The following is a 14,588-nucleotide window of genomic DNA, read 5'->3' on the forward strand; positions in this document are numbered from 1 at the left end:
TGAGGAATTGTTACAACTCAATGGCAACTCCCAGCGCTGGCGCTTCACATCTGTTTGCAGGACGTCTCATAATGTATTGGGTGGTCTGATTGGGTATTCCTTCAATCAGCTTTTGTGAGGCTAGCAGCATGAATGTGCAGAACAGAAACATAGAGACGCCATGGGATCACAGGATAGAGCTGCCGAGTGTGGATACTGGGGGTGCCTTACCCCAAAAGAAAACGCCAGGTGGTCGGACAACGGTTTTGCATATGAACTTTACGCGAGGCCAAACCGAGGTATCTGCCGAAACTGAAAGAGAATATTTGAGATTCTTTGCGAAAATAGCCAATGAGCTGGGGATATACCTGGAAATCTTGACGGACAGTGGCTGTCGAGAAGAGATTCAGCAGGAATTTGCAAAAGATTGCTATAAGGCACTTAACTATACAATTACCGAGAACCTAAAGCCTGTATCAAAGTGGGCTGAGGATAGTGTGGAATATCTGGCAAATGGTTGTGTTGCCGTGCTGAGACAGTTTGATGATGATCTTCTGGCAAAGGCGATGACCGCAGGGCGACGACAACGGTGGCAAGGAAAACTGACTCCAGATATTGTGGAGGAAGTGCTACAGGATGACCACTTGTGGATTCCCTTGGGAATCAGGGTGAATGAATTCAAAATGGCGGTGGAACGAGAGCTGGTTGCCCAGATAAGGGGACAAACTGTCGGTCACATTCGAGCCTATATAGAAGGGGGAAATATGATTACGGGGGAGGATGCCACTGGCAAACCCGTGATTTTGGTTGGCAAAGATGCGATCGCAACCACAGCCCATCTCTATCAGCTCAATGATCATGAGGTGCGCCATGTGATCTGTGAGGATTTTGGACTAGCCAGTATTGATCAGCTGGTCTGTGTGGAGCAGCCCGGACAATTCCATTTAGATATGGGCATGCTGTTTATTGGTAAGGGAGTTGTCATTGTCAATGACAACAGCCAAGCGCTTCAAGATGCCATTGAGATGGCAGAAATGGTGCCTTGTATGACAACAAAAACCATGGCAACGAAGCTGAAACTGCAATGCAGTTTAGAAGAAGATGCAGCCCAAGACCTATTAGAAGCAGGGATGGAGGTACGACGAGAGAATCTAGAGAAGGCCATGCTCTATAACTTCTTCAATGGAGAGTTTGTGGAGGGGGCGGATGGCTGTTGTTACTACATTACCAATGGCGGACCCAACGAGCAGGAGGCATTGTTCGAAATGTTGATGGTAAGAGACTGGCAGGTTGTAGAAAAAGTGTTCTTTAGCCCTCAAGAAGTCGCCCAAAAAAGTCTCCAAGATCGAGGAGGCGTCGGCTGCCGACTGAAAGGTGCGATGCAATGATTTTAGTTCTTGGTTATTGGTTCTTAGTATTGGAAGCCTTTTGTTATCAAGTGTTTTACTTTCTTTTGTAGGGCGACTACTTCTGATGTAGAAATCTTTTTCGTCAGCTGAAACTTTTCTTTGGTAACCACTGTACCTGTAGGGAAAGTTTGTTGATACTCAATGGTATTGTTGGCTCCATAAACAATTTTGGTGCTGCCACCACCAATGTCGATGACTAAGGTGTTGTTCTGTTGTATGGAGGGCACAAGGGAACTAACGGCTCCTTGAAGCGTGTAATAAGCTTATAGAATTGGTGCCGGTATCGATTGCAAATCGATTGCAATATGAGTGGTTGCGTTGACCATGATCGATTTCTATCATTAACGTTGCGTCGAAACATAAAATTCAATAAAAGGCAATTGAACGCAATCAAAATATACGGGCTTTGTTGAAATGAAGAAAAATTTTAGCTTTCGGGCGATGCCTTGATCCTAGCTGGTTTGTCCGCAGACAAGCCAAGCTGGGGAGCGAAAACAGTGTTAAGGGTTTGGTGCCAAACTAAATTTCAGGGCCAGAATGTTCGTGGACTTGAAGCACTCGCATCAAAAATCAATCTATGCGCCCGATTCGTACCTTTAACGTTACACCCACACTACCCGCTTCGTTAGCTCCTTTGCGTCAGCTTGCTGAAAATATCCATTGGGATTGGGATGTGGGGACGATTGACCTGTTTAAACGTCTGGATCCCGACCTTTGGGCATCTAGTCGCTACAACCCCATCTTAATGCTCAGCACCATTAGTCAGGATCGGCTCCATGCCGTTGCTGAGGATGGTGGATTTATTGCCCAAATGAACCATGCTGTCGAGCGTTTAGAGCACTATTTGAATGCCCAGTCATGGTACGACGTAAATCGGGTAAATCCTGTAGATAACGAGTGTTACGCCTACTTCTCTATGGAGTTTGGTTTGACGACGTGTCTGCCGGTGTATTCGGGAGGTTTGGGCGTTCTAGCGGGTGATCACTTAAAGACGGCTAGCGATTTAGGGCTGCCCTTAGTTGGCGTTGGTTTGCTCTATCAGGAAGGCTACTTTGCCCAGTATCTCAATGCTGATGGCTGGCAGCAGGAACGCTATCCTATCAACGATTTTTACAACATGCCCCTGGCTCTGGAGCGGGACAGTGAGGGGAATGAATTGCGCATTTCTGTAGATTATCCGGGGCGTAAAGTCTATGCACGTATCTGGCGGGTGACCGTAGGGCGTGTGCCTCTGTATCTGTTGGATACCAACATTGAGCCGAATGCCCCCCACGATCAGGACATTTGCGATCGCTTGTACGGTGGCGACATTGATATGCGAATCCAGCAGGAGATGATGCTGGGTATTGGCGGTGTCCGTATGCTCCAGGCCTTGGGGTTAAAGCCATCGGCCTATCACCTCAATGAAGGTCATTCAGCCTTTTTGGCTTTAGAGCGCATTCGTATGCTGATGGATGCCCAGGAACTCAGCTTTAGTGAAGCGCAGCAGATGGCCCAGGCAACTCAGCTATTTACTACCCACACCCCTGTCCCGGCAGGCATTGACCTCTTCCCCCCAGAAAAAATATTCCATTACTTAGGTCATTATGCCGCGCGCTTTGGTCTGTCCCATGAGCATTTCTTGGGGCTGGGACGAGAGGATGACGTCGATCATGATGCTCCGTTCAGTATGGCGGTGTTGGCCATTAAGATGGCCTCATTTGTCAACGGTGTGAGCAAGCTCCACGGTGCTGTATCCCGTAAGATGTTTGGTGGTCTATGGCCCAATCTGCCAGTGGATGAAGTGCCGATTACGTCCATCACCAATGGCGTCCATACCCGCAGCTGTGTGGCTAAATCTACCCAGGAGCTTTATGACCGTTACTTAGGACCGAACTGGGATAGCGTCGGTGTGGATGATCCGTTATGGGATAAAGTGGCTGCCATTCCCGATGAAGAGATCTGGCGCAACCACGAAAGTTGTCGTTCTCACCTGGTTGTGTCTGTTAGAGACCGGCTACACAAAGCGGTGAAGGAGCGAGGCGGTTCTCATTTAGAAATGGAACGGGCCCAAGAAGTGTTAGACCCGGGTACTCTTACCATTGGTTTTGCTCGCCGATTTGCCACCTACAAGCGCGCCACACTCTTTTTGAGAGATGTTGAACGTCTGCGGAAGATTGTTTCTAACACCTTGGGGCGGCGGGTGCAGTTTGTGATTGCCGGTAAAGCTCACCCTAAGGATATTCCAGGCAAAGAGCTGATTCGCAACATTATTCACTTTACCCGTGATGAAGGCTTAGATCGCTCCATTGTGTTTGTTCCTAACTATGACATTCACGTCGCCCGCTGGATGGTATCAGGCTGTGATGTCTGGTTGAATAACCCCCGTCGTCCTCGGGAAGCATCGGGAACCAGTGGGATGAAAGCGGCAATGAATGGTCTTCCCAACCTGAGTGTGTTAGATGGATGGTGGGATGAGGCGGATTATGTACGCACAGGCTGGCCCATCGGTTCTGGTGAAGACTACGATGATCAAGACTATCAGGATGAAGTGGAGGCCAATGACCTCTATGAGCTGTTAGAGACCGCCGTTGTCCCTCTCTTCTACGATCGGAATAGCCATGGCATTCCCCGTGGGTGGGTGGCGAAGATGAAGAATGCTATCCGGTTGAATACCCCGACCTTCAATACGGCCCGCATGCTACAGGACTATGCCAACCAAGGATATTTTGCAGCGTCGGATCGAGGGCGGCAGTTGGTCGCCGAGAGCTATGCTCCAGCTAAGGCTCTAGCCCAGTGGCAGTCAGACTTGTACCAGCACTGGCAACAGATTTCTATCGCCGAAATCTATCTATCCCATGATGTTGGTTTGCAGGTGAATGAACCGCTACAGGTAAATGCTCGCGTTTATTTGGGGCAATTGAAGGCCTCGGATGTTTCGGTGGAGTTTTACCAAGGGGGGATCGACATTGATGGTGAGTTGCAAGGTGGCCAAGCAACAGAGATGGTTTATCGCGGTCAAGATGCCGATGGCAGCAGCTTGTATAACCTCAATGTTGCATACACCCAAAGTGGTCTTCAGGGCTTCTCTCTAAGGGTGTTACCTAAGCATGAATATCTGAGTAGTTCCTATATGCCGCGCCTCATTCTTTGGGCCGATCCAGACAATGTAAGCATTGTCATTGGCTATTTAGAGGCTATGGAAGCTACCCAGGTAACTGCCTAGCTGGATAAGAGGAGAAGGCAGGCAAACCCCTGTCTCTCTCCTCACGTTTTCGTTGAAGCATGCTCTTCTAGGGCGTTTAGCTGGCCCTGAGATTTCTCGTCTATAGGACTGCTTCAATGGTGGCAATCACTGATTGGCTCAGGGCCTGATAATCGTAGCCCCCCTCCAGTCCAAATAGGACTCGGGGGGCTACTTTGTGACAGGCTGCTGCCAAAAAGCCATAGTCTGCGGGCATTAAATCGATGCCTGCCAGGGGATCAGAGGCGTTGGCATCGTATCCCGCACTGACGAGTAATAAATCTGGCTGAAACTGTTGCAAAAATGGGACTACTTGCTGTTCAAACCGGTGTTTATAATCCTCGACGGTACTACCTGAGGCCATGGGAATGTTGAGCACATTGCTGTGCATCCCTGTTTCCCCTGCTTGACCAGTGCCGGGGTAGGCGGGCATTTGATGTAAGGAGCAGTAAACGATCTGACGTTGATTGCTGATTAGCTGCTGGGTGCCATTGCCATGGTGCACATCCCAGTCAAGAATGGCAACTCGCTCAATGCCAGGTTTTTCTAGGGCGTAGCGGGCCGCGATCGCAACATTGCTGAGCAGACAAAACCCCATACCCTGACCATATTCAGCATGGTGACCCGGGGGACGGGCGAGGACAAACCCAGAGGTACCATGGTTGTCCGTAACATAGTCCACCCCGTCTAACCAAGCAGATACAGCCAGTAGGGCGGTTTGGTAGCTGGCGGTTGACACCGGAGTATCGGCATCCAATCGCCCGCCACCCCGTTCAGCAATGCGTTGCAGGGTCAGGACATAGGCCGGATCATGGACAGCATTAATCCAGTCTAGGGGGTTGCGATCGCAGGGTTCTACCCACTCCAACTGGTTGCGGGGATGCCGGACAGCTACCCTGTTGAAGGCTAAGATCGACCTCCTAAAGGACTGATCTGTCTGACAGAATATTCACGCACCAAAGCCGTTCATTTCTGCAACGATTAGCCCATGAGGAAGCTGCGTGGCAGGAAACTAATCGCTCAATGATTCCTGCAGCTCAACTTAGCCAGAGAGTTACCGCCAACCTAACGACCGCTCCGCTACCTGAAGAGACACTCTATAGTTTGTTTGTGCATCAGGCTAAACAAAACCCTCAACAGATTGCCATTATCACTTCAAAGCAATCAATTACTTACGACCTTCTATACCGTCGTGCCAATCAAGTTGGTCATTATTTAAATCAATTGTTAGGTATCTGCTCTGATCATACCGTAGCCATCGTTATGGAGAAAGGCTGGGAACAGATTGTTGGAGTACTTGGTATTTTAGCTGCTGGCGCTGCTTACGTACCCATTGATCCTGACTTACCTTCGGAACGATTTCAATATCTGCTGGAAAATAGTGGTGTCAATATTGCATTAACGCAATCATGGTTAGAAGAAAAGGTAGTTTGGCCAGCAACCATTCAACGATTTGCAGTTGATCTAATCCATTTGTTCCCAAACACTGAGCATCAGTTGCTATCTCTCCCAGGCCCTGATGATCTTGCCTATGTTATCTACACGTCTGGGTCTACAGGCTTACCTAAAGGTGTCATGATTACCCATCGAAATGTGGTCAATGTAGTCATCCATACTAACCAACGATTTCAAGTCAGTTCTAAAGATCGGATATTAGCGCTCACCGCCCTCAATCATGATCTATCGGTTTATGATATCTTCGGTCCGTTATCAGCTGGCGGAACAATTGTGATGCCAGACGCTGCTGCTGCTAAATTTGCTCGACATTGGCTGGATTTACTCACCAAAGAACGGGTAACCCTGTGGAATTCAGTACCTGCCATGATGGAAATGTTGGTCAATTATCTCGACATTAAATCTGAAAAATTGCCACAGAGTTTGCGTCTAGCTATCTTAGGTGGAGACTGGCTGCCAGTTTCTCTTGCCAGTCGATTAAAAGCATTATCTCCAGATTTAAATATTCTGAGTATTGGCGGCCCTACTGAAACCACAATTTGGAATATTGGTTATCTTATCCAGGATATTGATCCCAATTGGAAAAGTATTCCCTATGGAAAGCCTATGGCCAATTCAAAATATTATATTTTGAATAATAATCTGGAAGATTGCCCCGTGTGGGTGCCAGGGCAAATGTATTGTGCGGGTGTGCAGTTAGCCAAGGGGTACTGGTGCAACCCTGAAAAAACAGCAGCTAATTTTATTGCACATCCCCGAACTGGTGAGCGGATTTATCGAACTGGTGATTTAGGCCGCTATTTACCAGATGGAAATATTGAGTTTCTGGGTAGAGCTGATTTTCAAATTAAATTGAGGGGTTATCGCATTGAAGCTGGAGAAATTGAATCCACACTAGCAAAGCACCCGGCTGTCAAAAATGCCTTAGTGACCGTCACTACCACAAAACAAAATCAACAGTCACTAACAGCTCATGTCATCCTCCGCCAGGGACACTCTCTTACTATTGAAGAGCTACGTAATTTTCTAAATCAGAAATTGCCTACATATATGGTGCCATCGTACTTCAAATTTTTGGACGCGTTACCGTTAACAGCCAATGGAAAAGTAGACCGTCGTGCCTTATCAGGCTAAATTATAAACTTTGCATACAATTACGATATTTTTTGCACTATGGGTAAATGGATCGTTTGTCCCCAGCCAAAACCGTCTCCTAAATTAAGGTTGCTATGCTTTCCCCATGCAGGCGGCTCAGCCAGGGTGTTTTATGACTGGCCTGAGTTGTTACCGTCAGCAGTTGAGGTGTGTGCCGTTGAACTACCTGGACGCGGAAAACGCTTGTTTGAAACTCCCTACACCGATATTATTTCACTGTTGCAAATTCTTGGCCCTGAATTAGTGCCTTTTTTAGATGTTCCGTTTGCCTGTTTTGGCCATAGCCTGGGGGCACGGATTGCATTTGAGTTTTCTCGATGGTCACAACAGACAGTTCAGCTTACTCCGCGTCATCTTTGGGCAGCTGCAGCCCGCGCTCCTCACTTACCGCCTGATAGAGAGCCAATTCATGACTTGCCTAGTGCTGATTTTATTCTTGAACTACAAGGGTACAATGGCACACCTGAGAGCGTTTTGAAAAATCCAGAACTGATGGAATTGATGCTTCCTATGTTGAAGGCAGATTTTTCGCTCCTTGAAACCTATCAATACCAACCAAAGGCTCAGCTTGCTTGCCCAATTACGTGTTTTTGGGGAGAACAAGATGAGATAGCAAATCATACTGATGTGGCCGCTTGGCAACAACACACGAACATATTTACATTCGAGGCCGTTCCTGGTGATCACTTTTTTGCCAATCACCCCATGTTTCCCCAGAGATTATTAGCCAAACTCACTGAGCTCATCCAAACCCTATAAAATCACACTTCTTGCAAGTTGTAGTGACCCCCAAAATCAAGACAGAGCTGAGAGAGCGTAAGTTAAAGTCCATATACACGCCCTCAAACGGATGTTCCGATACCAACCGTTTTTATCTCAATCTAGGGTCTAAAAGTGCTAAGAAGTGCCCAAAAATGTCCAACGTATTTTTGGTTATTTTCGGATTGCGATCGCTGAACCCCTTGCCAGAAAATCTGTATCGCTTGCGCTGCCTAAAAGCCAACGGCGGGATTTGAACCCGCGACCGCTCGATTACGAATCGAGTGCTTTATTTCTGAAACTTCCTGTGGGCAATGGATTACGGGTGTATCATAAGGCATTGGACTAAGGTTGGACTAGCGATGCCGGACGTAGACAAGCTGATCAAAGCTGCGAATTCTAAGCTAGACATCTTACGAATTGAGCGCAGAGGTCAAAAGCTCAGTCTGCGTGGCACATTACCTAAGAAACCAGGGAAGGGGCGAGGCAATGAACAGCAGCGTATCCCATTGAAAATCTATGCTAATGCGGATGGGGTTAAAGTTGCACTAGCCCGAGCAAAGCGGGCCGAATCCGACCTGAGTCTCCAGCAATGGGATTGGTCTCACTGGACAGGTGAAGAGGTTGATTCTATTCAATCAGCGCAGGTACTAGCTAAGAAGTTTGCTGAGTACAAGAAGCCAAGTATCAAAGCTTCGTCATTCCGTGCAAATTATCTGTATCCGTTAGAATCTCTCCCTAACAAGCCTCTCACTGAGGAAATGTTAAGGGCCCACATCCAACAAAGAAATGAACCCGGAACTTGGGCGCGGAAAAACGATGTAATGGTTTTCACTGCGCTATGTAAGTTTGCTAAAGTGCCCGTAGATTTAAAAGATTTGGGGAAAGGATACACCGCCAAGCCTGTTAAACCGGACGACTTACCTACTGATGAAAAGATTGAGACTATTTGGGAGTCGCTTAAAGGGACTACCTGGGAATGGGCATATGGCATGATGGCCACTTATGGGCTCAGGCCCCATGAAATTTTTGCCATCATAGATCCTGTAGGTGTGGCAACCAAGACTGGGAAAATATCTATAGCTGAAGATAGCAAAACTGGACAACGCGATGTGTGGCCTTTGCCTGACCGATGGCGAGAACGATTCAATCTAGCCAATGTGATTATGCCCAACATTCGCTACGAAGGGCGAGATAATCAACAGCTTGGTCAACGCATGAGTTCTAATTTACGCAAAAAGATTCCTCATAAACCTTATGCATTACGACACGCCTGGGCCATTCGTTCAGCGGTCATGGGAGTCCCTGATAGCATCGCCGCCCGTTGGATGGGCCACTCTATTTCCATTCATGCCGCCACATACCATGCAGCGATCAGTCAGCGACAACATGAAACTATTTGGGAAAAAGTCAATAAGGACGATTCTCAGGAGGAAGAAAAATAACTTTCTCTAACTTGTAATAGATCAAACTTCATCTGACAGAAGGGAGTTATCTGACACTTAGAGATGTGTCAGGTTGTGTTTGATTTTTAACACTCTTTTCTCCGTATTGATCTAATTGTTTTTCGTTTGCTAAATGCGCACTATCGAGAAAGGTTTGTATGGGTGTCTTGCCGTAACAATATCGACCTGAATGGGGTCGTTCCCAATTGTAATACTCTATCCATTCATCCACATCGTTTTGTAGGTCTTCAAGGCTTTGATAGACTTTTTTACGAAACGCAATTTGATAAAACTCCTCTAAAATCGTGCGATGAAAGCGTTCACAAATGCCATTGGTTTGGGGTGATCTGGCTTTCGTTCGCGTATGGTCAATGTCTTCAATGGCCAGGTAGAGTTGATATTCATGGTGTTCTACATTGCCACAATATTCGGTCCCTCGGTCCGTCAAAATCCTCAGTAATGGAATACTCTGTTCCTCATAGAATGGGATCACTCGGTCATTGAGCGTATCAGCGGCCACCAGCGCATTCTTACGGTCATACAGCTTCACCTGAGCCACCCGAGTGTAGGTATCAATGAAGGTTTGCTGATAAATCCGTCCGATGCCTTTGATGTGACCCACATAGAAGGTGTCTTGAGAGCCTAGATACCCCGGATGATGAGTTTCTATTTCTCCATGAGCTTCCTTTTGTTCCTTCGCCTTTTCGAGAGCTTTTACCTGAGCTTCGGTGAGGATCAGGTTGTCTTGAGCTGCTTTCGCTTCCAGTGCTTTGAGCCGCAGCTTAAACGTTTGAAGGTCATGACGTAACCAGATTGAGCGAACACCGCCTGGAGAGACAAAGAGGCCGTGTTTCTTCAGTTCATTCGAGACACGCACCTGGCCGTAGGCTGGTTGGTCTGTGGCAAACGCAACGACGGCGGCTTCTACCTCTGGGTCGACTCGGTTCTTGACGCAGGGCTTTTTACGGTCAATGTCGCGTAGAGCCGCTTCTCCACCGGTCTCGTAGAGTTCTTTATAGCGATAGAACGAATCTCGCGATACGCCCATCACTTTGCATGCCTTGGAGACGTTGCCGAGGGTTTTGGCTAGATTTAAGATGCCTAAGCGGTTCTTTACGATCTTGTCTTGGGTATTCATTGTGACACTCCTGATTCAGTGTGAGTTTACAGGATGTGTCAGATAAAGTCTTAACTATTACAGTGTAAGTCAGCATGAATTATTCCCCATGTATCGCTTGTCTGCTGCAGGCTAGGCATAAGTTCTTGAACTTGTATCGCAGCCCTTTGGAAGACTTGATAATCGTCTGATGAAATTGTTCCGTTCTGCACTAGCACACCAAGTTGAGATGTTGCGGACTTTAGCTTCTCCACATTGTGAGTAGGACGAGAAAATCCAGATGGTAATGACCAAATGCTTGAATGTTGGTGCAGTTGTGCCTACAGCGCATCCAACTGCCAAATTTGCTGTGCTGTAGGCTCACTACCGAGATGTTCACCGTCTACCCACTGCAATAACGAACAAGGTATTGACACACCTTGTTGTGTTCCGACAATGTTAGTTACCCAGTCACCCAAACGGTTTTGTACTGGTTGGGGCACTGTTAACTCGGTATCCTGTGCGATCGCATTCAGCCATAATAGTTCAGACTCAATGATTGATGGCTTTTTCCAAGACTCATACAAACTCTTTCCAGCAGCCTCAACACCAATATGAAGCCGAAGCAAATACATCTCTTTTGCTGGTGTTTCAACCCGAAACGTAGTGTTTTGACTTTGTTCTAAAAACGATAATTGAACTTTGGGTAGGTCGTAATAGGTCAGGGCCGCTTGAGCAATTTCATAATTCATAACCAAGGTGTACTCCGTCAAGTTATACGGTTACGAACGTTTGCCTTGTCAACATAAACGGCTCTAAATCGTGGTGCTTCCCTTTCCAGAAAACACGCGCCTTAAATACTCCTCTGCTCTCAAAATCTAATTTCTCTAGCAGCTTTCTAGATGCCAGATTTTCTAGCATGATTTCAGCCACAACGAACTGCACTTTTTTAACCTCAAACCCATAGGACAGAATGGCACGTAATGCTTCACCCATAATGCCTTGTCGCCAAAATGGACTGGCCAGTTCATAGCCAAGTTCAGCAGCATTCGCTTCTCTATCCCAACTAAACCCACAAGAACCAATCAGGCGATTATCTTGTTTAAGAGCGATACCCCAACGTATCCCACGTCCACTTTCAAATCCTTTTGCCCGTCGCTCAATCACCCTCATTGCTTCATCGAGATGAGTAAATGTATCAAGATCATGAAATTGAGTCACTTTTGGGTTAGAAAATACTGAAAATATAGCTTCAGCATCTTTCTGGGTAGCTTGTCGCAGCTTTAGCTGCTTTGTCTCAAGGTAGGGAAATGGAACCGTTTCAAAATCCTGGCTCATCAGAATTATGACCTCATTTTTCGCCGTTTCTGATTTAAGGGATGCATCGATCTGTTAGAAATGTTATACACCAGAATTTTTTAGATGTAATCATCCCGAGGATCAGCAACGCCCATTTTTTTGATACGCATCTCCATTATGGAGATGTAGTGCGATTGTTACAGTGAGATCGCACTGTTGAAAAAGCTTTTCATAATTCATATTGCATAATCACTTCTCCATCCTCATCCATCTCACCTGTGGGTGTGAAGCCCATCTTTTTATAAAACCCTTCGGGGCTTCCTTCACCAGGAACACAGCTTGTCAATAAGACCTTTGCTTGTAGACGTGTTTTTACGTATTCAATTACCAACTCTGAAGCACGTTTGCCAAACCCACGAATTTGAAAACGTGTATCGCACAGTTATCCCGCGATCGCGTTTGCCGAGAGTTTGAAAGCTAAATAAACCATGCCGCGAATTGCAGTTCTGTGGATGAGTGAGAATCCATGCGATTCAGCGGTTGCGATCACGCTATCAGGACGCAAGCGTAGTTTTGGATAGGCGCTGACGGACGTTTGCCATGACGAATCAATAAGTGAGTGAACAATATCATGGACAATAACACTATCAGGACGATACTCAAGAAAGCATGTGTGAATTCGATGGTTGTCAGCTCGAACAGGAATAAACCGGTCTGTGCCAGTTAATTCATGGGTTGAGTAATCACGAAATGAGAAAATCAGTAATCCATCTGGCACCAGCTTGAGAGCGACATCACGAATCAATACATTAACGGTATCGATAGAGGGAAGATGGGGCAGAGTGTCCCCCATGCAGACAACGAGGGACACCCTTTCGGTTTCAAGGTGGTCGGTGAACCTAGTGAGATCGGCAGCGATAGTCTTAATTGGTAAATCATTGACTACTGCTTTAAGCTCACTCAGTAATTGGGCCGACGTGTCGAACGCAAAAACATGGTATCCACGGCGAGCAAGGGGGACGGCATGGACACCATGGCCGCAGCCGAGATCAGCCACAATTTGTCCATCACCATCGGCGAGGCCAAGGTCGGCGTAGAAGTTATCGGCTTGCTTGCACGCAGCTTCAAAGTCGCCGACCATCCATGAGTATATTGGGGCAAGGTGGTTGGCATAATGGTCAGCAACAGATGTAGTCATGGAATTTGGCAGAGTAACGGTCGTGTTCAACAGATGCAGACACGTTCGAATTTAACAAAGTAGGCCGGTACGTTCCACATAGGAAAACTCAAGGTTTTGAGTCAGATTAGGAAAACTCAAGGTTTTGAGTCAGATTTAGCTTATGCGGCAGCTAGATAACATTTGAACTGATCATTCATGGTTCGATATCCAATCCGCTGATAAACCGGTTCCCCCATTGGGCTGGCCTGAAGTACAGCCCATTTTGCCCCTGCTGAAAAACCAGCGTTGCTAGCCAATCGGCAGCAGGCCTCTGCCAGGCCATGTCCTCGGGCAGAGGGTTTAGTACCCACCCAATAAACCCCCGCGATTTGTGGGGTTAGCAGGAGCATCGCAGTCGAGACGGGCTCCCCATCCAAATACGCCACATACACCCTCAAATTTGGAGACAGCAGTCGGGCCGGAACCCCAAAAATGGCTTCGGTCTCCGTTCTGGGAAAGTCTAATGATTCAAACGCGTCGGCATTGATCTGTTGGGCATCGAGAATGCCTTGCTCATCCGTAACTCGTTTGATTTCCACGTTGGGTGGAAGCTGGGGTTCGGCAACTTGGTGATCTAACACCATCCAGGGGACAGCGACAACCGGCTCCATACCAGCATCCGCCGCTGCTGCCTCAAGATCGCGGTCGGCTTGCCCACGGCTCACAATCGAAAAACCGCGCTCAAGTGCGTTGAAGAATCGTTTCGCTTCGTCTATGACCGTTGAAGCGGCAATCTGAGAATCAAACCGGACAACATAGTTCATGAGTAGGGGGAAGGATGTTGTCCCGGCTACCAGCAGTACCCCATTTTTTTCAACCAGCTGACTTGAATGCTGCCAACGCCCAAACTCCCGATAGGCTTCAACAAGGTTGGCATCAATGAGGGCACGCGTTTCTGAAGTCAAGATCTTACTTGTTATACCCATTGTTTCTTCTGGAAATAGTTGTCTCTAATGGCGGGAACTCTGGTTGTGGTTATTTAGGGGTAACTGACAACAAGTTTTGAAACGGTAATTACTCAGCAAAGACAGCGCATTTAGCCTATTGTTTATACCCGCTGGCTTTTACCTTAACTGTTCTTTAGTGGGGCATCCATGTATGTTTCTCATTGTCTGTATGGGCGAAATCGATAGACTCAGCAGCAGCGTCAGCGTGCCCAGGGCCCAGAGAATTGACCGCAATCGGGTCGGTGCTTTAGAGACATCAAATGAGAGCATAGGCTGACTAAAACTCAAATACGGTACGCAGACTCCCTAACCAAATGGTGTCATTGGCACGATTATTTTCAGGATTCACCAAGACAACAAACCCTGGAATTAAAGCAACATTTTGATTAACGCGATAGCGATAAAACGCCTCAACTTGCCAGGTGGCATCTGCTTCATCAGGGCCGCTGTCATTGCTTAACACTCGAGGCGGTTGCCCCACCAATAGTCCACCAAAATGGCCTTTTCCACCCAGATTGCGCAGCCCCAGGGTTAACGCCCAGTTGAGCAGTGTGGCATCATCTCCGTCCCGCACCGTTCCCCGGTCCGATTCGGCGCTAGCC

General features: G+C 47.3%; 11 protein-coding genes and 2 pseudogenes. 5 read left to right on the forward strand and 8 right to left on the reverse strand.

The genetic code is table 11. From position 1 onward, the window contains the following. The first annotated feature begins 128 nt into the window (after positions 1-128). The gene (locus DXZ20_RS36615) at positions 129-1,367 is read left to right on the forward strand and encodes a hypothetical protein (RefSeq protein WP_163703337.1); all 1,239 of its coding nucleotides are present in this window, start codon (positions 129-131) and stop codon (positions 1,365-1,367) included. Between the two features lie 23 nt (positions 1,368-1,390). Here the strand turns inward: DXZ20_RS36615 and DXZ20_RS36620 are convergent. Next, a pseudogene (locus tag DXZ20_RS36620) lies at positions 1,391-1,639 on the reverse strand (Ppx/GppA phosphatase family protein); the annotation flags it as partial. Between the two features lie 326 nt (positions 1,640-1,965). Between DXZ20_RS36620 and glgP the strand changes: the two are divergent. Beyond that, complete coding sequence (glgP, locus tag DXZ20_RS36625; protein ID WP_163667262.1) at positions 1,966-4,593, forward strand: alpha-glucan family phosphorylase; 2,628 nt, start codon at positions 1,966-1,968, stop codon at positions 4,591-4,593. 100 nt (positions 4,594-4,693) lie between these two features. Here the strand turns inward: glgP and DXZ20_RS36630 are convergent, their stop codons facing one another. Continuing rightward, a complete protein-coding gene (locus DXZ20_RS36630; protein WP_348918755.1) occupies positions 4,694-5,479 on the reverse strand; it encodes a histone deacetylase family protein in 786 nt (261 codons plus the stop codon). A 104-nt stretch (positions 5,480-5,583) separates the two neighbouring features. Here DXZ20_RS36630 and DXZ20_RS36635 point away from each other — a divergent pair. From DXZ20_RS36635 to DXZ20_RS36645, 3 genes and pseudogenes are all read left to right on the forward strand, one after another. Then, positions 5,584-7,200, forward strand: a pseudogene (locus DXZ20_RS36635) (amino acid adenylation domain-containing protein); the annotation flags it as partial. A 39-nt stretch (positions 7,201-7,239) separates the two neighbouring features. Beyond that, positions 7,240-7,980, forward strand: a complete 741-nt coding sequence (locus tag DXZ20_RS36640) for a thioesterase II family protein (RefSeq protein ID WP_163703339.1) — start codon at positions 7,240-7,242, stop codon at positions 7,978-7,980. 362 nt (positions 7,981-8,342) lie between these two features. Beyond that, complete coding sequence (locus tag DXZ20_RS36645) at positions 8,343-9,425, forward strand: site-specific integrase (protein WP_163703340.1); 1,083 nt, start codon at positions 8,343-8,345, stop codon at positions 9,423-9,425. Positions 9,426-9,471: 46 nt separating this feature from the next. On the opposite strand, the gene DXZ20_RS36650 is transcribed toward DXZ20_RS36645, so the two are convergent. The 6 genes from DXZ20_RS36650 to DXZ20_RS36675 all read right to left on the reverse strand — a co-directional run. Further along, the gene (locus tag DXZ20_RS36650; RefSeq protein ID WP_163703341.1) at positions 9,472-10,563 is read right to left on the reverse strand and encodes an IS481 family transposase; all 1,092 of its coding nucleotides are present in this window, start codon (positions 10,561-10,563) and stop codon (positions 9,472-9,474) included. A gap of 299 nt (positions 10,564-10,862) precedes the next feature. Further along, positions 10,863-11,273, reverse strand: coding sequence for an aminoglycoside phosphotransferase/kinase family protein (locus DXZ20_RS36655; RefSeq protein WP_163703342.1), 411 nt, complete (start codon positions 11,271-11,273; stop codon positions 10,863-10,865). A gap of 22 nt (positions 11,274-11,295) precedes the next feature. Beyond that, positions 11,296-11,859, reverse strand: coding sequence for a GNAT family N-acetyltransferase (locus DXZ20_RS36660; RefSeq protein WP_163703343.1), 564 nt, complete (start codon positions 11,857-11,859; stop codon positions 11,296-11,298). A gap of 403 nt (positions 11,860-12,262) precedes the next feature. Then, on the reverse strand, positions 12,263-13,018 hold the full coding sequence (locus DXZ20_RS36665) for a class I SAM-dependent methyltransferase (protein WP_163666378.1): 756 nt from the start codon (positions 13,016-13,018) through the stop codon (positions 12,263-12,265). Between the two features lie 140 nt (positions 13,019-13,158). Next, positions 13,159-13,944, reverse strand: coding sequence for a GNAT family N-acetyltransferase (locus DXZ20_RS36670; protein WP_163703344.1), 786 nt, complete (start codon positions 13,942-13,944; stop codon positions 13,159-13,161). A 319-nt stretch (positions 13,945-14,263) separates the two neighbouring features. Then, the coding region (locus DXZ20_RS36675; protein WP_163703345.1) for an iron uptake porin at positions 14,264-14,588 on the reverse strand (325 nt) is incomplete at its 5' end.

It is taken from the genome of Adonisia turfae CCMR0081 (assembly GCF_011009555.1).
GTDB lineage: Bacteria > Cyanobacteriota > Cyanobacteriia > Phormidesmidales > Phormidesmidaceae > Leptothoe > Leptothoe turfae.

Excerpts from the sequence above, each read along its gene's own strand:
- DXZ20_RS36615 (WP_163703337.1), top strand. The coding sequence starts at position 129 with ATGAATGTGCAGAACAGAAACATAGAGACGCCATGGGATCACAGGATA.
- glgP (WP_163667262.1), top strand. The coding sequence starts at position 1,966 with ATGCGCCCGATTCGTACCTTTAACGTTACACCCACACTACCCGCTTCG.
- DXZ20_RS36640 (WP_163703339.1), top strand. The coding sequence starts at position 7,240 with ATGGGTAAATGGATCGTTTGTCCCCAGCCAAAACCGTCTCCTAAATTA.
- DXZ20_RS36645 (WP_163703340.1), top strand. The coding sequence starts at position 8,343 with ATGCCGGACGTAGACAAGCTGATCAAAGCTGCGAATTCTAAGCTAGAC.
- DXZ20_RS36650 (WP_163703341.1), bottom strand. The coding sequence starts at position 10,563 with ATGAATACCCAAGACAAGATCGTAAAGAACCGCTTAGGCATCTTAAAT.
- DXZ20_RS36655 (WP_163703342.1), bottom strand. The coding sequence starts at position 11,273 with ATGAATTATGAAATTGCTCAAGCGGCCCTGACCTATTACGACCTACCC.
- DXZ20_RS36660 (WP_163703343.1), bottom strand. The coding sequence starts at position 11,859 with ATGAGCCAGGATTTTGAAACGGTTCCATTTCCCTACCTTGAGACAAAG.
- DXZ20_RS36665 (WP_163666378.1), bottom strand. The coding sequence starts at position 13,018 with ATGACTACATCTGTTGCTGACCATTATGCCAACCACCTTGCCCCAATA.